The organism is Pseudomonas sp. HP_14, assembly GCF_055283875.1.
Genome location: NZ_JBTOQI010000022.1, coordinates 370881 through 393959 on the forward strand (window position 1 = coordinate 370881; position 23079 = coordinate 393959).

General features: G+C 56.8%; 19 protein-coding genes. All 19 read left to right on the forward strand.

What is annotated here, in order from left to right; all coding sequences use genetic code 11:
* The first annotated feature begins 16 nt into the window (after positions 1-16).
* The 19 genes from uppS (at position 17) to ispD (ending at position 22902) form a co-directional block, all read left to right on the forward strand.
* Positions 17-772, forward strand: a complete 756-nt coding sequence (uppS, locus tag ACYASS_RS16405; protein ID WP_122665212.1) for a polyprenyl diphosphate synthase — start codon at positions 17-19, stop codon at positions 770-772.
* The gene (locus tag ACYASS_RS16410) at positions 772-1587 is read left to right on the forward strand and encodes a phosphatidate cytidylyltransferase (protein ID WP_463586887.1); all 816 of its coding nucleotides are present in this window, start codon (positions 772-774) and stop codon (positions 1585-1587) included. Before uppS ends, ACYASS_RS16410 begins: the two co-directional genes overlap by 1 nt.
* Positions 1584-2774: a 1-deoxy-D-xylulose-5-phosphate reductoisomerase gene (gene ispC / locus ACYASS_RS16415; RefSeq protein ID WP_243247967.1), complete on the forward strand. Its 1191-nt coding sequence runs from the start codon at positions 1584-1586 to the stop codon at positions 2772-2774. Before ACYASS_RS16410 ends, ispC begins: the two co-directional genes overlap by 4 nt.
* A 60-nt stretch (positions 2775-2834) precedes the next feature.
* A complete protein-coding gene (gene rseP / locus ACYASS_RS16420; RefSeq protein WP_463586888.1) occupies positions 2835-4187 on the forward strand; it encodes a sigma E protease regulator RseP in 1353 nt (450 codons plus the stop codon).
* Positions 4188-4266: 79 nt separating this feature from the next.
* The gene (bamA, locus tag ACYASS_RS16425) at positions 4267-6639 is read left to right on the forward strand and encodes an outer membrane protein assembly factor BamA (protein WP_122665208.1); all 2373 of its coding nucleotides are present in this window, start codon (positions 4267-4269) and stop codon (positions 6637-6639) included.
* A gap of 45 nt (positions 6640-6684) precedes the next feature.
* Positions 6685-7188, forward strand: a complete 504-nt coding sequence (locus tag ACYASS_RS16430) for an OmpH/Skp family outer membrane protein (RefSeq protein ID WP_027898803.1) — start codon at positions 6685-6687, stop codon at positions 7186-7188.
* A gap of 3 nt (positions 7189-7191) precedes the next feature.
* Positions 7192-8247 carry a UDP-3-O-(3-hydroxymyristoyl)glucosamine N-acyltransferase gene (lpxD, locus tag ACYASS_RS16435; protein WP_463586889.1) on the forward strand — a complete coding sequence of 352 codons (1056 nt, stop codon included), beginning with the start codon at positions 7192-7194 and terminating at the stop codon, positions 8245-8247.
* A gap of 111 nt (positions 8248-8358) precedes the next feature.
* Entirely contained in the window at positions 8359-8799 is a 441-nt protein-coding gene (gene fabZ, locus ACYASS_RS16440; RefSeq protein ID WP_122665206.1) for a 3-hydroxyacyl-ACP dehydratase FabZ, read from the forward strand.
* Positions 8796-9572 (forward strand): acyl-ACP--UDP-N-acetylglucosamine O-acyltransferase, encoded by a 777-nt coding sequence (lpxA, locus tag ACYASS_RS16445; RefSeq protein ID WP_463586890.1) that lies wholly within the window; start codon positions 8796-8798, stop codon positions 9570-9572. The genes fabZ and lpxA overlap by 4 nt, the downstream gene beginning before the upstream one ends.
* 2 nt (positions 9573-9574) lie before the next feature.
* Entirely contained in the window at positions 9575-10714 is a 1140-nt protein-coding gene (gene lpxB / locus ACYASS_RS16450; protein ID WP_463586891.1) for a lipid-A-disaccharide synthase, read from the forward strand.
* 11 nt (positions 10715-10725) lie between these two features.
* The gene (gene rnhB / locus ACYASS_RS16455) at positions 10726-11376 is read left to right on the forward strand and encodes a ribonuclease HII (RefSeq protein WP_122665203.1); all 651 of its coding nucleotides are present in this window, start codon (positions 10726-10728) and stop codon (positions 11374-11376) included.
* A 74-nt stretch (positions 11377-11450) separates the two neighbouring features.
* Positions 11451-14972 carry a DNA polymerase III subunit alpha gene (dnaE, locus tag ACYASS_RS16460; RefSeq protein ID WP_463586892.1) on the forward strand — a complete coding sequence of 1174 codons (3522 nt, stop codon included), beginning with the start codon at positions 11451-11453 and terminating at the stop codon, positions 14970-14972.
* A gap of 113 nt (positions 14973-15085) precedes the next feature.
* Positions 15086-16033 (forward strand): acetyl-CoA carboxylase carboxyltransferase subunit alpha, encoded by a 948-nt coding sequence (locus tag ACYASS_RS16465; protein WP_463586893.1) that lies wholly within the window; start codon positions 15086-15088, stop codon positions 16031-16033.
* 113 nt (positions 16034-16146) lie between these two features.
* A complete protein-coding gene (gene tilS / locus ACYASS_RS16470; RefSeq protein ID WP_463586894.1) occupies positions 16147-17484 on the forward strand; it encodes a tRNA lysidine(34) synthetase TilS in 1338 nt (445 codons plus the stop codon).
* 264 nt (positions 17485-17748) lie between these two features.
* Positions 17749-19380, forward strand: a complete 1632-nt coding sequence (locus tag ACYASS_RS16475; protein ID WP_095093583.1) for a CTP synthase — start codon at positions 17749-17751, stop codon at positions 19378-19380.
* Between the two features lie 17 nt (positions 19381-19397).
* A complete protein-coding gene (gene kdsA / locus ACYASS_RS16480; RefSeq protein WP_027898794.1) occupies positions 19398-20243 on the forward strand; it encodes a 3-deoxy-8-phosphooctulonate synthase in 846 nt (281 codons plus the stop codon).
* 164 nt (positions 20244-20407) lie between these two features.
* Positions 20408-21694, forward strand: a complete 1287-nt coding sequence (gene eno, locus ACYASS_RS16485) for a phosphopyruvate hydratase (RefSeq protein ID WP_087273932.1) — start codon at positions 20408-20410, stop codon at positions 21692-21694.
* A 191-nt stretch (positions 21695-21885) separates the two neighbouring features.
* Complete coding sequence (gene ftsB, locus ACYASS_RS16490) at positions 21886-22164, forward strand: cell division protein FtsB (RefSeq protein ID WP_122665198.1); 279 nt, start codon at positions 21886-21888, stop codon at positions 22162-22164.
* A 24-nt stretch (positions 22165-22188) separates the two neighbouring features.
* A complete protein-coding gene (gene ispD / locus ACYASS_RS16495; RefSeq protein WP_463586895.1) occupies positions 22189-22902 on the forward strand; it encodes a 2-C-methyl-D-erythritol 4-phosphate cytidylyltransferase in 714 nt (237 codons plus the stop codon).
* Positions 22903-23079: the final 177 nt, after the last annotated feature.

The following is a 23079-nucleotide window of genomic DNA, read 5'->3' on the forward strand; positions in this document are numbered from 1 at the left end:
GGTTCGGGGCGCTTTCATGGAAAAGACTAAGTCGACCGCGCCTTCATCGGTGCCGCGTCATGTCGCGATCATCATGGATGGCAATAACCGGTGGGCGAAAAAGCGTCTGCTGCCCGGTGTTGCAGGTCATAAAGCCGGTGTCGACGCGGTTCGTGCGGTCATTGAAGTGTGCGCCGAAGCCAAGGTTGAGGTGCTCACGCTGTTCGCGTTCTCCAGTGAAAACTGGCAGCGACCAGCCGAAGAAGTCGGAGCGTTGATGGAGCTTTTTTTCACGGCCTTGCGCCGTGAAACCAAGCGCCTGAATGAAAACCAGATCAGTTTGCGCATTATCGGCGACCGATCCCGTTTTCACCCCGAGCTTCAAGCCGCGATGCGAGAAGCTGAAAACAGTACCGCAGGAAACGACCGTTTTGTTCTGCAGATTGCCGCCAATTATGGTGGTCAGTGGGATATTGCTCAGGCTGCGCAGCGCCTGGCGCGTGAAGTGCAGGCCGGGCATCTGCGTCCGGATGACATAACGCCTGAATTGTTGCAAACCTGCCTGGCGACCGGTGATCTGCCGTTGCCGGACTTGTGTATTCGTACCGGTGGCGAGCATCGCATCAGTAACTTCCTGCTTTGGCAGCTGGCGTATGCCGAGCTGTATTTCTCCGACCTGTTCTGGCCGGACTTCAAACACGATGCCATGCGCGCCGCGCTGGCTGATTTCGCTTCGCGTCAACGTCGCTTCGGTAAAACGAGCGAGCAGATCGAAGCTGGAGCCCGGGTTTAATGCTGAAACAACGGATCATCACGGCGCTTATTCTGCTGCCGATTGCGCTTTGCGGTTTTTTTCTATTGTCCGGGGCCAGCTTTGCGCTGTTCATTGGCATCGTAGTTACCCTGGGCGCCTGGGAGTGGGCGCGTCTGGCGGGGTTCCCTGCTCAATCGGCGCGTGTCGCCTATGCGGTGTGCGTGGCTGCACTGCTGTTCTTGCTTTACCTGATGCCGGGCCTTGCGCCCTGGATTCTGGTGGCGGCAGTCATCTGGTGGGGGGTTGCAACCTGGCTGGTGCTGACCTATCCGGAGTCCAGCCGTCATTGGTCCAGCGCGATCTGCAAGCTGGCGATCGGTCTGTTGATTCTGCTTCCTGCGTGGCAGGGGCTGGTATTGATCAAGCAATGGCCGCTGGGTAACTGGTTGATTCTTGCGGTCATGGTGCTGGTATGGGGCGCAGACATTGGTGCCTATTTCTCCGGCAAGGCATTTGGCAAGCGCAAACTGGCGCCGAAAGTCAGCCCGGGTAAAAGCTGGGAAGGTGTCTATGGTGGTTTGGCCACCTGCCTGTTGATCACTGTGATTGTCGGCGTCTTTCGCGACTGGTCCGCCTCGCAGTTTCTGTTCGGTTTGCTGAGTACGGCAATCGTCGTATTTATCTCTGTGGTGGGCGATTTGACCGAAAGCATGTTCAAGCGTCTGTCAGGTATCAAGGACAGTAGCAATCTGTTGCCTGGCCACGGTGGGGTGCTTGACCGCATCGACAGCCTGACCGCTGCGATTCCGGTTTTTGCCGTGCTGCTTTGGGCTGCTGATTGGGGCGTGCTGTGAGTCGTCCTCAACAGGTAACCGTTTTAGGTGCTACTGGCTCGGTGGGTCTAAGCACCCTCGATGTCATTGCTCGTCATCCCGATCTCTATCAGGTATTTGCCCTGACTGGCTTCAGTCGCCAAAGTGAATTGCTGGCGTTGTGCATCAAGCACACACCGCGCTTTGCTGTGCTGCCGACTCAGGAGGCTGCCCGCAAGTTACAGGATGATCTGGCCGCGGCCGGTCTCGATACTCGAGTACTGGTGGGGGAGGGTGGTCTTTGCGAGGTGGCTGCTCATTCGCAGGTTGATACCGTGCTTGCTGCCATTGTGGGCGCTGCTGGTCTGCGCCCTACGCTGGCGGCTGTTGAGGCTGGCAAGAAAGTCCTGTTGGCGAACAAGGAAGCGCTGGTCATGTCCGGCGCCTTGTTCATGCAGGCGGTTCGTCAAAATGGTGCTGTGTTGCTGCCTATAGATAGCGAGCACAACGCAATTTTCCAGTGCTTGCCGCTTGATTATGCGCGCGGTCTGGCCCCGGTTGGCGTGCGACGCATTCTGCTGACAGCCTCTGGTGGCCCGTTTCGCGAAACGCCACTGAGCGAGCTGCATGACGTATCCCCTGAGCAAGCCTGTGCCCATCCCAACTGGTCGATGGGACGAAAAATCTCGGTGGACTCGGCGAGCATGATGAACAAGGGGCTTGAGCTTATCGAGGCTTGCTGGCTGTTCGACGCGCGACCTGAGCAGATTGAGGTTGTTATTCATCCCCAGAGCGTCATCCATTCCATGGTTGATTACGTGGATGGGTCGGTGCTTGCTCAGTTGGGTAATCCGGATATGCGCACGCCTATCGCTCATGCCCTGGCCTGGCCGCAACGTATTGACTCGGGCGTTGCGCCACTGGACCTGTTCAGTATTGCGCGTCTGGATTTCCAGGCTCCCGACGAGCAACGCTTTCCGTGTTTGCGTCTGGCGCGGCAAGCTGCCGAAGCGGGTAACAGTGCTCCGGCCATGTTGAACGCGGTAAACGAAGTTGCAGTAGCTGCATTTCTTGATCGGCGCATCCGTTATCCGGAAATCGCGAGTATGATCGACGATGTTTTGAATCTTGAACCCGTTGTCCCGCTCCCTGATCTGGAGGCGGTATTTGATGCGGATTCAAAAGCGCGTGTTCTGGCAGAGCAATGGCTCAGCCGCAACGGGCGATAATCGCAAAGGCTAGAAGGTGCTGGTGCGGGGCTTGAACCAGCCAGTACCCGGAGAAGGTTGATGAGCGCGCTCTATATGATTGTTGGCACCCTGGTTGCGCTGGGCGTGCTGGTTACCTTTCACGAATACGGTCACTTCTGGGTGGCGCGGCGTTGTGGCGTCAAGGTTTTACGTTTTTCCGTCGGTTTCGGCACGCCGTTGGTGCGCTGGCATGATCGTCAGGGGACCGAGTATGTGATCGCTGCCATCCCGCTGGGCGGCTACGTGAAAATGCTTGATGAGCGTGAAGGCAACGTTCCTCCCGAGTTGGCGGATCAGTCGTTCAATCGCAAGTCGGTCTACCAGCGAATTGCCATTGTCAGTGCCGGCCCGATTGCGAACTTTCTCCTGGCGATCGTGTTTTTCTGGGTCTTGGCGATGCTGGGTAGCCAGCAGGTGCGTCCGGTCATCGGCGCTGTTGAGGCAGGCAGTATTGCGCAGAAAGCAGGGCTGACTGCCGGTCAGGAAATTGTTTCGGTTGATGGCGAGTCCACTTCCGGCTGGTCAGCTGTGAATCTGCAGTTGGTGCGCCGTTTGGGGGAGAGTGGCTCGGTCGCGCTGAAGGTGCGTGAATCTGGAGCAACGGTTGATACCGCTCACAGTCTGGAGCTGGAGAACTGGCTGAAAGGTGCCGAAGAGCCGGACCCGATCAAGTCGCTGGGTATCCGTCCGTGGCGTCCGGCACTACCGCCGGTTCTGGCGGAGCTTGATCCGAAAGGTCCTGCGCAGGCTGCCGGTCTGAAAACCGGGGACAAGCTGATTGCCCTGGACGGTCGTCCGGTAGACGAGTGGCAGCAGGTCGTTGATTGGGTGCGTGAGCGCCCGGATGCAAAAATTTCTCTGCGTGTCGAGCGTGACGGATCACAGCTTGATGTGCCGCTGACACTTGCCGCGCGCGGTGAAGGCAAGGCTGCAAGCGGTTATCTGGGTGCTGGCGTCAAAGGTATCGATTGGCCTCCGGAGATGTTGCGCGAAGTCAGTTATGGTCCGTTGGCCGCTGTGGCAGAGGGCGCCAGCCGTACCTGGACCATGAGCGTACTGACACTCGATTCACTCCGGAAAATGTTGTTCGGCGAGCTCTCGGTAAAAAACTTGAGTGGACCGATAACCATTGCTAAAGTGGCGGGCGCTTCGGCCCAGTCGGGCATAGGTGATTTCCTGAATTTCCTCGCTTATCTGAGTATAAGCCTGGGAGTCCTGAATTTACTGCCTATTCCAGTGCTGGACGGGGGGCATTTGTTGTTCTATCTGATTGAGTGGGCACGTGGTCGCCCTCTTTCGGAAAGGGTTCAAGGTTGGGGGGTTCAGATTGGTATCAGTCTGGTGGTGGGCGTTATGTTGCTCGCGCTGGTCAACGATCTGGGTCGACTGTAAAGCTTAGCTTTGCTGAGTTGCGAATCTGCCGCATTTTGCGGCAGTTTGTTTATTGCCAGTTGGAATAAGAAAGGACTTCATGAAACGTCTGCTGCTAACTGCGGTTCTTGCCGTACTGATGATTGCCGAAGTTCACGCCGAGTCCTTCACTATCTCCGATATCCGTGTCAATGGCCTGCAGCGGGTATCCGCGGGCAGTGTATTTGGTGCGTTGCCGCTGAACGTTGGCGAGCAAGCGGATGATGGTCGTCTGGTGGATGCTACTCGCGCACTGTTTAAAACCGGATTCTTCCAGGATATTCAGTTGGGTCGTGACGGCAACGTGCTGGTCATCACCGTCGTCGAGCGTCCATCTGTCGCGAGTATCGAAATCGAGGGCAACAAAGCCATCTCTACTGAAGACCTGATGAAAGGTCTGAAACAGTCGGGTCTGGCTGAAGGCGAAATCTTCCAGCGGGCAACTCTCGAAGGTGTGCGCAACGAACTGCAACGTCAGTATGTTGCTCAGGGTCGTTATTCGGCTGAAGTCGCGACTGAGGTCGTTGCCCAGCCACGCAACCGCGTGGGTCTGAAGATCAACATCAACGAAGGCACGGTCGCGTCTATCCAGCACATCAACGTGGTGGGTAACAGTGTTTTCCCTGATGAAGACCTGATCGACCTGTTTGAACTCAAGACCACCAACTGGCTTTCATTCTTCAAGAACGACGACAAGTACGCCCGGGAAAAACTGTCCGGCGACCTCGAACGTCTGCGTTCGTACTATCTCGATCGCGGCTATATCAACATGGATATCGCCTCGACTCAGGTGTCGATCACCCCTGACAAGAAAAACGTCTACATCACGGTCAACGTCAACGAAGGCCAGAAGTACAGCGTCAAGTCCGTCAAGCTGAGCGGTGACCTCAAGGTTCCGGAAGATCAGGTCAAATCCCTGCTGCTGGTCAAGCCTGGCCAGGTCTTCTCGCGCAAGGTCATGACCACGACTTCCGAGCTGATCACTCGCCGTCTGGGTAACGAGGGTTATACCTTCGCCAACGTCAACGGCGTGCCGACACCTAACGATGAAGATCACACCGTCGACATCACTTTCGTGGTTGATCCTGGCAAGCGTGCTTACGTGAACCGTATCAACTTCCGCGGTAACACCAAGTCTGCTGACGAAGTGTTGCGTCGTGAAATGCGCCAGATGGAAGGCGGCTGGGCTTCGACCTATCTGATCGACCAGTCCAAGACCCGTCTGGATCGTCTGGGCTTCTTCAAGGAAGTGAACGTTGAGACTCCGGCTGTTCCGGGTACCGACGATCAGGTTGACGTTAACTACGCGGTAGAAGAGCAGGCGTCCGGTTCGATTACCGCCAGTGTCGGTTTCGCCCAGAGCGCGGGTCTGATCCTCGGCGGTTCGATCAGCCAGAACAACTTCCTCGGTACCGGTAACAAGGTCAGCATCGGCCTGACTCGCAGCGAATACCAGAGCCGCTACAACTTCAGCTATGTCGATCCGTACTGGACCGCTGATGGTGTGAGCCTGGGTTATAACGCGTTCTACCGCACCACCGACTACGACGATCTTGATGTTGACGTTGCAAGCTATGCGGTAGACAGCCTCGGTGCTGGTATCAGCATGGGCTACCCGATCAACGAAACTTCGCGTCTGACTTACGGCCTGACCGTGCAGCAGGACGAAATCAAGACCGGTACCTACACCGTTGACGAAATCTTTGACTTCGTGGACAAGGAAGGCGACAAGTACCTGAACTTCAAGGGTTCGATCGGCTGGTCCGAGTCCACTCTGAACAAAGGTGTACTGGCGACGCGTGGTCACTCGCAAAGCCTCGTGCTGGAAACTACATTGCCGGGCAGCGACCTGTCGTTCTACAAACTCGACTACCGTGCCCAGTACTTCCACCCGATCACCGACAATTACACTCTGCGTCTGCACACAGAGCTGGGTTATGGCGACGGCTACGGTTCGACCTCCGGTCTGCCGTTCTACGAGAACTACTATGCCGGTGGCTTCAACTCGGTTCGTGGTTTCAAGGACAGCACCCTGGGGCCGCGCAGTACGCCTAGTACCGGTACCAAGCCAGGCACCGCGGCTGACCCGGACCAGGATCCACTTCCGTTCGGTGGTAACGTACTGGTTCAAGGTGGCGTAGAGGTCATGTTCCCTCTGCCGTTCATCAAAGACCAACGCTCCCTGCGTACCTCCTTGTTCTGGGACGTGGGTAACGTGTTCGATACCAACTGCAATTCCAACCGGACGCTCAACGGCAAGAAAGTTGAATGTAACGACGTCGACTTCTCTGGTATGGCCAGTTCCGTTGGTGTAGGTGTGACCTGGATTACTGCGCTCGGTCCTTTGAGCTTCGCTTTGGCGATGCCGATCAAGAAGCCGGATGACGATACTGAAACCCAGGTTTTCCAATTTTCCCTTGGTCAGACTTTCTAAGCGTCTGATTTTAGATAACGACAGCGAATTCTGTAGGAGTGCATCGTGCGTAAGTTGACTCAATTGGTACTGCTGGCAACCGTTCTGGCAGCAGGCCCGGCTTTTGCCGACATGAAAATTGCCGTTCTGAACTATCAAATGGCTTTGCTTGAATCTGATGCGGCCAAGAAATACGCCGTTGATGCCGAGAAGAAGTTCGGTCCGCAACTGACCAAACTGAAAACTCTGGAAAGCAGTGCCAAGGGCATCCAGGATCGTCTGGTTAGCGGTGGCGACAAAATGGCCCAACCAGAGCGCGAGCGTCTTGAGCTTGAGTTCAAGCAAAAAGCCCGTGACTTCCAGTTCCAGTCCAAGGAGCTGAACGAAGCCAAAGCTGTTGCTGACCGTGAGATGCTCAAGCAGCTCAAGCCTAAGCTGGATCAGGCAGTGGAAGAAGTGATCAAGAAAGGTGCATTTGATCTGGTCTTCGAGCGCGGTGCAGTGATTGACGTCAAGCCACAGTACGACGTTACTCGCCAGGTCATCGAGCGCATGAACCAGCTGAAGTAACCTATGACCGCGACTATCAAGCTCGGCGAGTTGGCCGAGTTCCTGGGGGCCACGCTACGTGGTTCTCAGGATAAAGAAATTACCGGGCTGGCCACTTTGCAGGAGGCCGGTCCAGGTCAGGTCAGCTTCCTGGCAAATCCGCAATACCGTAAATTCCTCGTTGATACTCAAGCCGCGGCAGTGCTGTTGAAGCCTGCTGACGCGGATTCGTATGCTGGCGATGCATTGCTGGTCCCGGATCCGTATCTGGCCTATGCGCGTATTTCCCATCTGTTCGATCCTAAGCCCAAGGCCGTTGCCGGAATCCATCCGACAGCAGTCATCGCTGATGACGCTCAGATCGATCCCGCTGCGAGCATCGGTGCTTTCGCCGTGGTCGAGAGCGGAGCACGGATCGCGGCAGGCGTTACCATCGGTGCCCAGTGTTTCATCGGTGCCCGGTGTGAAATCGGTGAGGGCGGCTGGCTCGCTCCACGGGTTACGCTTTATCACGACGTGCGTATCGGTAAGCGAGTGGTCATTCAGTCGGGTGCTGTTCTGGGCGGTGAAGGCTTCGGCTTTGCCAACGAGAAGGGCATCTGGCAGAAAATTGCCCAGATTGGTGGTGTGCTGATAGGCGACGATGTGGAAATTGGCGTGAATACCGCCATTGACCGCGGCGCGCTGGCTGACACCCGCATCGGTAACGGAGTGAAGCTGGATAACCAGATTCAGATCGCTCACAACGTACAGATTGGCGATCATACGGCGATGGCCGCGTGTGTAGGTATCTCCGGCAGCACCAAAATCGGCAAGCACTGCATGCTTGCTGGTGGCGTCGGGCTGGTTGGGCATATCGACATCTGCGATGGTGTTTTTATCACGGGCATGACGATGGTGACCCATTCGATTACCGAGCCAGGTTCTTACTCATCGGGGACCGCAATGCAGCCTGCAGGCGAGTGGCGTAAAAGCGCTGCACGTATTCGCAAGCTCGACGACATGGCGCGTCGACTGCAAAAACTGGAAAAGATTGTTGAGGCAGTGACCTCAGGCGTTAATGCTTCATCAGATGGCTGATACTTTTTTCATATCAAGCGCGCACTGCCGATAAATTGCTTCCTTGATTTGCAGAGGAGTGCAGCGCAATTGCCGCGCACTCCCAATCTTGACTACAGGCTTCCCCTCGAAATGATGGACATCAACGAAATTCGCGAATACTTGCCACACCGCTACCCGTTCCTTTTGGTGGATCGTGTCGTTGAGCTCGATGTAGAGAGCAAAAGTATTCGTGCTTATAAAAACGTCAGCATCAATGAACCGTTTTTCAACGGGCACTTCCCTGCGCATCCAATCATGCCAGGTGTGTTGATCATTGAGGCGATGGCACAAGCGGCCGGTATCCTGGGCTTCAAAATGCTGGGTGCCAAACCGGCTGATGGCACACTGTATTATTTCGTGGGCTCGGACAAACTGCGTTTCCGCCAGCCTGTGCTGCCGGGCGACCAGTTGATTCTTGAAGCGAAGTTCCTCAGCTGCAAGCGTCAGATCTGGAAGTTCGAATGCCAGGCTTCGGTCGACGGCAAGCCGGTTTGCTCCGCAGAAATCATCTGTGCGGAACGTAAACTATGAGTTTAATTGACCCTCGCGCAATCATCGATCCGACAGCCGTCCTGGCTGACAATGTGGAGGTCGGCCCGTGGTCGATCATCGGAGCCGGTGTGGAAATTGGCGAGGGTACAGTGGTTGGGCCTCACGTGATCCTGCGCGGCCCGACCCGGATCGGGAAACATAATCGTATCTACCAGTTTTCGTCGGTAGGCGAGGACACACCCGATCTCAAGTACAAAGGTGAGGCGACGCGCCTGGTCATTGGCGATCACAACGTGATTCGTGAGGGTGTGACGATTCACCGTGGGACTATTCAGGACCGTGCTGAAACCACGATTGGCGACCACAACCTGATCATGGCTTACGCACACATCGGTCATGACAGCGTCATCGGCAACAACTGCATTCTGGTCAACAACACCGCGTTGGCGGGGCACGTGCATGTTGCGGATTGGGCGATTCTGTCCGGTTTCACCCTGGTCCATCAGTATTGCCATATTGGCGCCCATAGCTTTTCCGGTATGGGTACGGCTATTGGCAAGGACGTTCCTGCATTTGTTACCGTGTTCGGCAACCCTGCCGAAGCGCGGAGCATGAACTTCGAAGGCATGCGTCGCCGCGGCTTCACCGAAGAAGCCATTCACGCGTTGCGCCGGGCCTACAAAGTGGTCTATCGCCAAGGGTTGACGGTGGATCAGGCTATGGCTGACCTGGCTGAGCCTGCTGCCCAGTTTCCAGAGGTCGCTCTGTTTCTTGAGTCTATTCAGACCTCGACCCGCGGCATCACCCGCTAATCATGTCCAGCGTATTGCGTGTCGCTTTAGTCGCTGGCGAGGCGTCGGGGGATATTCTCGGCTCTGGCCTCATGCGTGCCATCAAGGCGCGTCATCCTCATGTCCAGTTCATCGGCGTCGGCGGTCCGCTGATGGAAGCCGAGGGCATGGTGTCGTACTTCCCGATGGAGCGTCTGTCGGTGATGGGGCTGGTTGAGGTGTTGGGTCGTTTGCGCGAGTTGTTGGCTAAACGCAAAGAGCTGATCCAGACCCTTATCAATCAAAAGCCAGATGTCTTCATTGGTATCGACGCGCCGGACTTCACACTCAATATCGAGCTTCAGTTGCGTCGTGCCGGAATAAAAACGGTGCACTACGTCAGTCCGTCTGTGTGGGCGTGGCGGCAGAAGCGGGTCCTCAAGATTCGTGAGGGCTGCGACCTCATGTTGACGCTGCTGCCTTTCGAAGCTCGTTTTTACGAAGAGAAAGGTGTGCCGGTCAAGTTCGTTGGGCATCCGCTTGCGGATACCATCCCGCTACAGGCCGACCGTGCTGCCGCGCGCGCCGAGTTGAGCCTTGGCGATGGCCCGGTCGTTGCGTTGATGCCGGGCAGTCGCGGTGGTGAAGTGGGGCGTCTGGGCGGCCTGTTCTTCGATGCTGCCGAGCGTCTGCTGGCCGCGCGCCCTGACGTTCGTTTCGTCCTGCCGTGCGCCAGTCCGCAGCGTCGCGCGCAGATCGAACAGTTACTGGTGGGTCGCGAGTTGCAGGTATTGCTGCTCGATGGCCGCTCCCATGTGGCGCTGGCCGCCTGCGATGCGGTATTGATCGCGTCGGGCACCGCGACACTGGAAGCACTGCTTTACAAGCGTCCAATGGTGGTTGCCTATCGTCTGGCACCGCTGACCTTCTGGATACTCAAGCGTCTGGTGAAAAGCCCTTACGTCTCGCTGCCCAACCTTCTTGCGCAGCGTCTGCTGGTGCCAGAGTTGTTGCAGGACGACGCCACCGCTGAAGCGTTGGTGCAGCAGCTGCTGCCGTTGCTGGATGATGGCGCTGCGCAGACTGCGGGCTTTGACGAAATACACCGGACCTTGCGTCGCGATGCATCCAATCAGGCCGCCGAGGCGGTGTTGAGCCTGATTGGCCATTCGCCTTCACTGTGAGTTCGCGTTCAATGCAAATGGGTCTGGATTTTAATCTGGTCGAGGAACTGGTTGCCGGCGTTGATGAAGTGGGCCGTGGTCCGCTTTGTGGTGCGGTGGTAACAGCAGCAGTGATTCTCGACCCGCGCCGCCCGATCCTGGGGCTCAATGATTCGAAGAAGCTGACCGAGGCCAAACGGGAACTGCTGTTCGATGAAATCTGTGAGAAGGCGCTGTCCTGGCATATTGCCCGGGCAGAAGTCGAAGAGATCGACGAATTGAATATTCTGCACGCCACCATGCTGGCCATGAAGCGTGCAGTGGAAGGCTTGATGATCACGCCGAAGCTGGCCTTGATCGACGGTAACCGCTGCCCTCAGCTGTCTGTACCCAGTGCGCCGGTGGTGCAGGGCGACTCCAAGGTCCCGGCGATAGCCGCTGCGTCGATTCTGGCCAAGGTCAGCCGTGACCGTGAAATGGCGGCCATGGAGCTCAAGTATCCGGGTTACGGGATTGGCGGACACAAGGGCTATCCAACTCCCGTGCATCTTGAAGCTCTTGCGCGCCTGGGGCCGACGCCCATTCATCGGCGTTCGTTCGGGCCGGTTCGCGCCGCCTATGAAGCTCGTGATGCAATGATTCAGTCAGCGTTGTCCTCATCGTCGATTTTCCCATTGAGCTGACAGTGGGCTGATGTTTTGCCAAAGGCCCGGTACAATCCGGGCCTTCGTTTTTGTTCTAGCGCTATAGGATCTCCATGCCGGCTTCTTTCGTTCATCTACGCCTGCACACCGAATATTCGCTGGTCGATGGCCTCGTACGGGTCAAACCGCTGGTCAAAACCCTTGCGGCCATGAATATGCCTGCCGTGGCGGTGACGGATCAGAACAACCTGTGCTCGCTGGTCAAGTTCTACAAAGCGTCCATGGGCGCCGGGATCAAGCCTATTTGCGGTGCGGACCTGTGGTTGTCGAACAAGGACGAGGACGCAGCGCTGAGCCGTATCAGCCTGCTGGTCATGAACGCTAAAGGCTATCGCAACCTGACAGAACTGATCTCCCGTGGTTTTATCGATGGTCAGCGCAACGGCCAGATCATCATTGAGCGCGAGTGGGTGGCTGAGGCCAACGAAGGCCTGATCGCATTGTCGGCGGCAAAAGAAGGCGAGATCGGCATGGCACTGCTGGGTAACAATCCAGCCGATGCTGATCAGCTGCTGCGCGAGTGGATGGCGGTTTTTCCTGATCGTTTCTATATCGAAGTTCAGCGTACCAACCGCCCCAACGATGAAGAGCACCTGCACGCTGCAGTGGCCCTGGCCGAGCGCCATGGTGCCCCGTTGGTGGCAACCAACGATGTACGCTTCATCAAGCAGGAAGATTTCGAAGCCCACGAAACCCGCGTGTGCATCGGCGAAGGCAGAGCGCTGGACGACCCGCGCCGCTCGCACAATTACAGCGATCAGCAGTACCTGAAAAGCGCCGAAGAGATGGCCGAGCTGTTCAGCGACCTGCCGGAAGCGCTGGAAAACTCGGTGGAAATCGCCAGGCGCTGCAACATTGATGTGAAGCTGGGTACTCACTTTCTGCCTGACTACCCAATTCCGGATGGCATGACCATCGACGAGTACTTCCGCAAGGTCTCGTTTGACGGCCTGGAAGAGCGCCTTGCTGTGCTTTGGCCCAAAGACACGACGCCCGACTATGAAGCCAAGCGTCAGGTTTATGTCGACCGGTTGAATTTCGAGCTGGATATCATCATCCAGATGGGGTTCCCGGGTTACTTCCTGATCGTTATGGACTTTATCCAGTGGGCCAAGAGTAACGGCGTGCCGGTGGGTCCGGGCCGCGGGTCGGGCGCCGGATCACTGGTGGCCTATGTACAGAAGATTACTGACCTTGATCCGCTCGAATATGACCTGCTGTTCGAGCGGTTCCTGAACCCGGAACGGGTATCCATGCCCGACTTCGACGTCGACTTCTGCATGGATGGTCGTGACCGCGTGATTGATTACGTGGCAGAGAAGTATGGCCGTAATGCGGTAAGCCAGATCATCACCTTCGGTTCCATGGCTGCCAAGGCGGTGGTGCGCGACGTGGCGCGGGTGCAGGGCAAGTCTTATGGGCTTGCCGATCGCCTGTCGAAAATGATCCCGTTTGAAGTCGGCATGACGCTGGAGAAAGCCTACGAGCAGGAGGAAATTCTCCGCGACTTCCTCAAAGTTGATGAAGAGGCTGCCGAAATCTGGGAAATGGCGCGCAAGCTTGAAGGCATTGTGCGTAACGTTGGTAAGCACGCCGGTGGTGTGGTTATCGCCCCGACCAAACTGACTGACTTCTCGGCGATTTATTGCGACGAAGAGGGCAGCGGTCTGGTGACCCAGTTCGACAAGGATGATGTCGAGGCTGCGGGGCTGGTGAAGTTCGACTTCCTCGGTCTGCGGACCCTGACCATCATCGACTGGGCGCTGAAGACGATTAACCGCGATCGCGCCAAGGTCAACGAAGAGCCGCTGGATATCGCCTTCATTCCACTGGATGACGCACCGACCTATCAGTTGCTGCAGAAAGCTGAAACGACTGCGGTATTCCAGCTTGAGTCGCGCGGTATGAAAGAGCTGATCAAAAAGCTCAAGCCCGACTGCCTGGAAGACTTGATCGCACTGGTTGCCCTGTTCCGTCCCGGCCCGCTGCAATCGGGCATGGTTGATGACTTTATCAACCGTAAACACGGTCGCGCCGAGCTGTCCTACCCGCACGTCGATTACCAGTACGATGGGCTGAAACCGGTTCTGGCACCGACCTACGGCATCATTCTGTATCAGGAACAGGTGATGCAGATTGCGCAGGTCATGGCCGGCTATACCCTCGGCGGTGCGGACATGCTTCGTCGTGCGATGGGTAAGAAAAAACCTGAGGAGATGGCCAAGCAGCGGGGCGGTTTCATTGAGGGTTGCAAGACCAATAATATTGATCCGGATCTGGCCGGTAACATTTTTGACCTGGTGGAAAAATTCGCCGGTTACGGCTTCAACAAGTCTCACTCTGCCGCTTATGGCCTGGTCTCCTACCAGACCGCGTGGCTGAAAGCGCATTACCCGGCACCGTTCATGGCTGCGGTACTGTCGGCGGATATGCACAACACCGACAAGGTCGTCACCTTGATCGAAGAAGTGCGGATCATGAAGCTGCGCCTGGACGCGCCCGACGTGAATACCTCCGAATACAAGTTCACCGTGAGCGAGGATGGCCGCATTATTTATGGCCTCGGCGCGATCAAGGGTGTGGGTGAAGGCCCGGTTGAGGCCATTACCGAAGCGCGTGAGGCCGGTCCGTTCAAGGATCTGTTTGATTTCTGTGCGCGGGTCGATCTCAAGCGCGTCAACAAGCGGACTCTTGATGGTTTGATTCGCAGCGGCGCGCTTGATCGCCTCGGTCCTTACTTCGAGACCGAACCTAAAGCGTATCAGGCCAACATCGACCGCAATCGCGCGGTGCTGCTGGCGTCGCTGGTGGAGGCGATTCAGGCCGCCGAGCAGACTGCACGCAGTCATGACAGCGGTCACTCGGACCTGTTTGGTGGCTTGTTCGTCGAAGAAGATACCGACGTTTATGCCAATCACCGCAAGGCCAAGGAGGGGAGTCTCAAAGACCGGTTACGCGGTGAGAAAGAGACTCTTGGCCTGTACCTGACCGGGCACCCGATTGACGAATACGAAGGCGAGATTCGCCGCTTTGCACGGCAACGAATCATCGATCTCAAGCCTGCTCGTGATACCCAGACTGTCGCCGGCCTGATCATCGCGTTGCGGGTCATGAAGAACAAGAAGGGCGACAAGATGGGGTTTATCACCCTTGACGACCGCTCTGGACGAATAGAAGCTTCGCTGTTTGCCGAAGCGTTCCATTCGGCGCAGGCCTTGCTGCAGACTGACGCCATGGTGGTGGTCGAGGGCGAGGTCAGCAACGACGATTTCTCTGGCGGTCTGCGCTTGCGAGCCAAACGGGTGATGAGCATCGAAGATGCACGCACCAACCTGGCTGAAAGCTTGCGTCTGACCGTGCGTGCCGAAGCGCTCAAGGGCGATCGGCTGCGCTGGCTGGGCGATTTGTGCAAGCGCCATCGTGGTGCTTGTCCGATTACCCTTGATTACACAGGGCTGGATGCCAAGGCCTTGCTGCAGTTTGGCGAAGCGTGGCGAATTGATCCTGCAGACAGCTTGATTCAGGCTCTGCGTGACCAGTTCGGACGTGAGAACGTCTTCCTGCAGTATCGCTGAAACCATCAGCCCAGAATTTTTTAAACTCGACCTGAATGCGCCTGTTCCCGTAAGGTAAGGCGCTAACGGATCAACCGGCCGGCCTCTTGGCCGTCGACCCAAGACGGATGCCTATGAACCCGAATTTTCTTGATTTCGAACAGCCGATCGCTGACCTGCAAGCCAAGATCGAAGAATTGCGCTTGGTGGGTAATGACAACTCGCTGAACATCGGCGACGAAATCTCGCGACTGCAAGACAAGAGCAACACGCTGACCGAAAGCATTTTCGGCAACCTGACCAGTTGGCAGATTGCACGTATGGCGCGTCACCCGCGTCGTCCGTACACGCTGGACTACATTCAGCACATCTTCACCGAGTTCGATGAGCTGCATGGCGACCGGCACTTCTCTGACGACGCTGCAATCGTCGGTGGCGTTGCACGTCTGGAAGGTCAGCCAGTTATGGTGATCGGCCATCAGAAGGGCCGTGAAGTGCGTGAGAAGGTTCGTCGTAACTTCGGTATGCCGCGTCCTGAGGGCTATCGCAAGGCCTGCCGTCTGATGGAAATGGCCGAGCGTTTCAAGATGCCGATTCTGACGTTCATCGACACGCCGGGGGCTTACCCGGGGATCGACGCGGAAGAGCGCAACCAGAGCGAAGCCATTGCCTGGAACCTGCGGGTCATGGCGCGTCTGAAAACGCCGATCATCGCCACGGTTATCGGCGAAGGTGGTTCGGGCGGTGCGTTGGCAATCGGTGTCTGTGATCAGCTCAACATGCTGCAGTATTCCACTTACGCGGTGATCTCCCCGGAAGGTTGTGCTTCTATTCTGTGGAAAACCGCCGAAAAGGCGCCTGATGCAGCCGAAGCCATGGGCATTACGGCAGAGCGTCTGAAGGGTCTGGGTATTGTTGATAAAGTGATCAGCGAACCGCTGGGTGGTGCACATCGTGATCCTGTTGCCGCTGCACTGGCAATCCGTCAGGAATTGAGCAGCCAACTGGCAATGCTCAAAAAGCTGGACAACGATGCGCTGCTGGCTCGTCGTTATGATCGCTTGATGAGCTACGGTTTGTAATCTTTTTGTTGGCGCGAGGCTTGCCCGCGAAGGCGTAATTGCAGCTTATACATACGCTGACTGATACTCCGCCTTCGCGGGCAAGCCTCGCTCCAACAGGTTAGACGACGCCGATGTCCCAATTCAGGCCGCACGGTCATGATCTCCCCGCCAGGCTTCTTCAAGCCCTGGCACCCTGGCGTAGTGCGCTAGCCTGGCATATCGGGTTCTCCGGTGGCCTGGACTCAACTGTCTTGCTTCACCTCCTGGCTGAACTCGCAAAACGCGAAAACCTGCCTCCTCTAAACGCTATCCATGTTCACCACGGCCTGCAGGCTGTAGCTGACGCATGGCCGCTGCATTGCCAGCAGATTTGCAAGTCGCTGAGCGTTCATTTGCAAGTCATCAGCGTGCAGGTGGAGTCCGGCGCCAGTCTTGAGCAAGCCGCGCGTGATGCGCGTTATGCCGCCTTTAGCGAGTGCCTTGCTGAAGGTGAAGTACTGTTAACCGCGCAGCATCAGGACGATCAGGCTGAAACCCTGCTGTTCCGCTTGTTGCGCGGAGCGGGGGTTCGGGGGCTGGCGGGCATGCCGGTGAGCCGCGCGTTGGGGCAAGGGTATTTGCTCAGGCCTTTGTTGAGTATTTCCCGGGAGGAGCTGGAAGCTTACGCCCGTCAGCATCATTTGCAGTGGGTCGAAGATCCCAGCAACGAAGACGTCCATTATTCGCGTAACTATCTGCGCAACCAGGTGCTACCCGTATTGAAGTCCCGCTGGCCGCAGGCAGCGGCGAGTATGGCTCGCACGGCTAGCCATCTGGATGAAGCGCAGCAGCTGCTTGAGGAACTGGCCCGGGCCGATCTGGCGTCGGCAGAGTCAGCCCATGCATTCGCATGGCTCACGCTGCCCTCGCTGTCTTTGGCTGAGCTGGCTGATCTGTCGCCCGCGCGTCAACGCAATGCATTGCGCCACTGGCTGGCACCGCTGACCCGTCTGCCAGACAGCGGTCATTGGGCTGGCTGGGAAACGCTTCGCGACGCAGGGCAGGGAGGGCGTCCTGTCTGGCGTCTCACTGATGGCGAATTGCACCGTGATCAAGGGCGCATCTGGTGGCTTTCCGATGACTGGTTGCAGCCGATGCAAACTGTCGGGATCTGGGCCGATGCGCGTCGACCGTTGGAGCTGCCGGGTAATGGTCAGCTTTTCATTGAGGGTGACGTACCTTCTGGCGCCCTGGAGGTGCGTTATCGTCTTGGTGGGGAAATTCTGAACCTGCCGGGCCGAGGGCATCGCGACCTGAAACGGCTGCTCAATGAGTGCGAAATACCGTTATTTGTCCGCGGCCGATTGCCGCTGTTGTTCCGCGAGGGCGAGTTTTTGGCAGTGGCGAACCTGTCCGCACTCAATGTTTGCGGCCATGAAAGCCTGATGTTGCACTGGGTGCCGCCGACGAATGACCAAAGTTTGAGCTGAAAGCCCAATTCCGGTAGACTACGCTCCCTTCTTGATACAGCTTCTGTGGATCCTTTTGGATCGACATGAGTTGCCGGTTACCAACCAGTCTTTGCTGGATGATTCTTAAATGTGGCGCGCAATTGACAGGCTTTTTCAGTCAGTCCGTTTCAACGCAGCAGTTCGGGAGTTCACCGTGAATTTTGTCGGTAATCGGGGGCTTCGGCCTTCCTTCGCTTTCCCCGGCGGCTCTGACCGCTTTAACGCAGACTTCTAGGGTTTTTCATGACGCGCTACATCTTCGTCACGGGCGGTGTTGTTTCTTCATTGGGGAAAGGCATTGCCTCGGCTTCATTGGCGGCCATCCTGGAGGCGCGGGGACTTAAGGTCACCATGCTCAAGCTTGACCCCTACATCAACGTCGATCCGGGTACCATGAGCCCGTTCCAGCACGGTGAAGTGTTCGTCACTCATGACGGCGCTGAAACTGACCTGGACCTTGGCCACTATGAGCGGTTTATCCGCACTACGATGACCCAGAACAACAACTTCACCACTGGCCGTGTGTACGAGCACGTCCTGCGCAAAGAGCGCCGTGGTGATTATCTGGGCGCGACCATTCAGGTCATTCCGCACATCACCGACGAAATCAAACGCCGGATCATCAAGGGCGCAGGCGATGCCGACGTCGCTCTGGTCGAGATCGGCGGCACCGTGGGTGACATCGAATCGCAACCGTTCCTGGAAGCGATCCGTCAGTTGCGCTTCGAAGTAGGCGCCAAGCGCGCCATGCTGATGCACCTGACACTGGTTCCCTACATTGCTACCGCTGGTGAAACCAAGACCAAGCCGACTCAGCACTCGGTCAAGGAATTGCGCTCCATCGGTCTGCAGCCTGATGTGTTGGTATGCCGTTCTGATCACCCGATCGATATTTCTTCGCGTCGCAAGATCGCTCAGTTCACCAACGTTGAAGAGCGTGCAGTTATCGCGCTCGAAGACGCCGACACTATCTACAAGATTCCGGGCATCCTGCACTCTCAGGGTCTGGATGATTTCGTCGTTGAGCGCTTTGGCCTGCAGTGCAACAGCGCCGACCTGTCCGAGTGGGACGCCGTCGTAGACGCCAAGCTCAACCCGGAACACGAAGTCACCATCGCCATGGTTGGCAAGTACATGGAACTGCTGGACGCGTACAAGTCGCTGATCGAAGCGATGAGTCACGCTGGCATCACTAACCGTACCAAGGTCAACCTGCGCTACATCGACTCCGAAGACATCGAGAACCAGGGCACTGCGCTGCTGGAAGGCGTTGATGCGATTCTGGTGCCCGGCGGCTTCGGTCTACGTGGTGTCGAAGGCAAGATCACTGCTGTTCAGTTTGCTCGTGAGAACAAGGTGCCGTACCTGGGGATCTGCCTGGGCATGCAAGTAGCGGTCATCGAATACGCTCGTAACGTATTGGGCTGGAAAGACGCCAACTCCACCGAGTTTGACCGTAACGGCGCACACGCTGTTGTGGGTCTGATCACTGAGTGGGCTGACGCTACCGGCGCAGTTGAAACCCGTACTGAAAGCTCCGATCTGGGCGGCACCATGCGCCTGGGAGCTCAGGAATGCCAGCTTGAGCCAGGTTCGCTGGTGCACGATTGCTACGCCAGCGACGTGATCGTCGAGCGTCATCGTCATCGCTACGAAGTGAACAACAATCTGTTGCCGCAGTTGCTGGAAGCCGGCCTGAAAGTGTCGGGTCGCTCCGGTGATGGCGCGCTGGTAGAAGTGGTTGAAGCACCGGATCATCCATGGTTCGTGGCTTGCCAGTTCCACCCTGAGTTCACCTCGACACCTCGCGATGGCCATCCGCTGTTCAGTGGCTTCGTCAAGGCTGCACTGACTCAACACAAGAAAAATTCTTGATTCGGGAAATCCAGAACATGGCTCAGAAAACTATCCGCGTCGGCTCGATCGATATTGCCAATGACAAGCCAATGGTGCTTTTCGGTGGCATGAACGTCCTCGAGTCCCGGGACATGGCCATGCAGATCTGCGAAGAGTATGTAAGGGTTACCGAAAAGCTCGGTATCCCTTACGTGTTCAAGGCCAGCTTCGATAAAGCCAACCGCTCTTCCATGCACTCTTATCGTGGCCCTGGCCTGGAAGAGGGCATGCGGATCTTTGAAGAAGTCAAAAAGACCTTCAATGTCCCGCTGATCACTGACGTGCATGAACCAGAGCAGGCCAAAGTGGTGGCTGAAGTCTGCGACATCATCCAGTTGCCTGCTTTCCTGTCACGTCAGACCGATCTCGTCGTAGCCATGGCCCGTACGGGTGCCGTGATCAACATCAAGAAGGCCCAGTTCCTCGCGCCTCAGGAAATGAAACACATCCTGAGCAAGTGCGAAGAAGCCGGTAATGATCAGTTGATCCTCTGTGAGCGCGGCACCAGTTTTGGCTACAACAATCTGGTGGTGGACATGCTCGGCTTTGGCATCATGAAGCAGTTCAATTACCCGGTATTTTTCGATGTAACCCACGCCTTGCAGATGCCTGGCGGTCGTTCGGACTCTGCTGGCGGTCGTCGTGCCCAGGTATTGGAACTGGCGAAGGCTGGCATGAGTCAAAACCTCGCTGGATTGTTCCTTGAGGCTCATCCTGATCCGGACAATGCCAAATGCGACGGCCCTTGCGCCTTGCGTCTGGACAAGCTGGAGCCATTCCTGGCTCAGTTAAAGGCTCTGGATGAGCTGGTCAAAAGCTTCCCGGCAGTAGAAACCGCTTAAATCGGACTTCTCCGGCAGGTTAGCCTCCGGTAAAGTGCCGCACGCTTGCATCCCCCGACCCCAGGTCGGGGTTTGTCGCTCTGAGGTCTGCTCTGTAATGAGCCCTTGAGCGACAGGCATTTCCCAGCTGCGTCGTTTTCGTCAATCTTGGAGTGTTTACAACAATGGCAAAAATCGTCGACATCAAAGGTCGTGAAGTTCTCGACTCCCGTGGCAATCCCACCGTGGAAGCAGATGTGCTCCTCGACAACGGCATCATCGGTAGCGCATGCGCACCGTCCGGTGCTTCAACCGGCTCGCGCGAGGCGCTGGAGCTGCGTGATGGCGACAAGAGCCGTTACCTGGGCAAGGGCGTTCTCAAGGCCGTAGCCAACATCAACGGTCCGATTCGCGACCTGTTGCTGGGCAAGGATCCGGTTGATCAGCAAGCGCTGGACCGCGCCATGATTGCGCTGGACGGGACCGAAAACAAAGCCAGCCTGGGTGCCAACGCCATCCTCGCTGTGTCGCTGGCTGCTGCCAAGGCCGCTGCCCAGGATCAGGACCTGCCGCTGTACGCGCACATTGCCAACCTGAACGGTACACCGGGTGTTTACTCGATGCCGGTTCCGATGATGAACATCATCAACGGTGGCGAGCATGCCGATAACAACATCGACATTCAGGAATTCATGATTCAGCCTGTCGGCGCCAAGACCTTCTCTGAAGGCCTGCGCTGGGGTACCGAGATTTTCCATCACCTCAAAGCTGTGCTCAAAGCCCGTGGCCTGAACACTGCCGTGGGTGACGAAGGTGGTTTTGCACCTGACCTCAACTCTAATGCCGATGCACTGGACGCTATCGCCGAAGCTGTTGCCAACGCTGGCTACAAGCTGGGTACCGATGTGACCCTGGCACTGGACTGCGCGGCTAGCGAGTTCTACAAGAACGGCAAATACGTTCTGAGCGAAGAAGGCGAGTACGACTCTGCCGGTTTTGCTGACTATCTGGCCGATCTGGTCAGTAAGCACCCGATCATCTCCATTGAAGATGGCCTGGACGAGTCCGATTGGGACGGCTGGAAAATTCTCACCGACAAGATCGGCGACAAGGTCCAACTGGTAGGTGATGACCTGTTCGTGACCAATACCAAAATTCTCAAGGAAGGCATTGAGAAGAAGATCGGTAACTCGATCCTGATCAAGTTCAACCAGATCGGAACCCTGACCGAAACGCTGGAAGCCATTCAGATGGCCAAGGCTGCCGGTTACACCGCCGTTATCTCGCACCGTTCTGGCGAAACCGAAGACTCCACGATTGCCGATCTGGCGGTGGGCACCTCGGCAGGCCAGATCAAGACCGGTTCGTTGAGCCGTTCTGACCGTATCTCCAAGTACAACCAGCTGCTTCGCATCGAAGAGCAGTTGGGTGCCAAGGCTGTTTATCGCGGTCGTGGCGAGTTTCGCGGCTGATAGCGAGATGGTAAAAAGACAGCCGGTGCTGTGAGACTCTTCCGGTTTTTCGGAGGATTCGGCAGTATCGATGCGGACTTGCGGTAATTGAGCCTGGCGCTGCCAGGCTCAATGCCCTCAGTCCCTTTTTCGTATTGCTAGCTTCATGTTGTTGGCCCTGCTGTCTTTTTTTACTGGGTACCTGATATTCAATGCGCAGTCCTAACTGGTTGTTTCTGGTCTTGATCCTGATGCTCGCGGGCCTGCAATATCGCCTGTGGGTTGGCAACGGGAGCCTGGCGCAGGTTGCTAGCCTCAATCAGCAGATTGCCGATCAGCATGCCGAGAACGAAGCGTTGCTTGAGCGCAATCGTGTCATGGACGCAGAAGTGCTTGAATTGAAAAAAGGTATGGAGACCGTCGAAGAGCGTGCCCGTCATGAGTTGGGTATGGTCAAAGACGGCGAGACGCTTTATCAGTTGGCACAATGAAGCGGGCCCTGTGAAGCTGACCCTATGACGAAGAGCATCCTCCCTGCCTTCTGGGCAGTGATTCCTGCCGCGGGTGTTGGTGCCCGTATGGCCGCAGACCGTCCCAAGCAGTACTTGCAACTGGGCGGCCTGACAATTCTTGAACACAGCCTTCTTTGCTTTCTCGATCACCCCCGGCTTAAAGGGTTGGTGATCAGTCTGGCTGTGGATGATCCTTACTGGCCGGACCTGCCCTGTGCACTGGATTCGCGTATTGCGCGAGTGGATGGCGGCAAAGAGCGTGCAGATTCAGTGCTCAATGCGTTGCTGTATTTACATGCGCAAGGCGCCGGAGATGAGGATTGGGTGCTGGTCCACGACGCTGCGCGGCCCAATCTGGCGCGTTCAGATCTTGATAACCTGCTGAGCGAGCTGGCTGATGACCCGGTGGGTGGGCTATTGGCGGTTCCTGCCCGCGATACGCTCAAGCGGGCTGGTTCTGACGGTCGAGTCACCGAAACCGTGGATCGCAGTTTGATCTGGCAGGCTTATACACCCCAGATGTTCCGTCTCGGCGCGCTGCATCGGGCGTTGGCTGACGGGCTGGTTTCCAACGTCGCGATTACCGACGAAGCTTCCGCCATCGAATGGGCGGGGCAGTCACCCCGGCTGATCGAAGGTCGTTCCGACAATATCAAGGTCACTCGCCCCGAGGATCTTGAGTGGTTGCGCCAAAGGCGCAGCGAGTTCAATCGCTGATTAGCTAATTTTCTGCATGTTACTGATGCTTTTGATTTTGCATTATCACGACAAATATCAACCTCAAACATGCCGCGGAAATAGCGTCGGAAGGCTGAGCGCAGGTGTCGTGGTGTGGGTCGCTCGGCCAGGATGCCGCGCGAGCCCCGGTGGGCCCAGGATGGCCCGGCGGCGCGG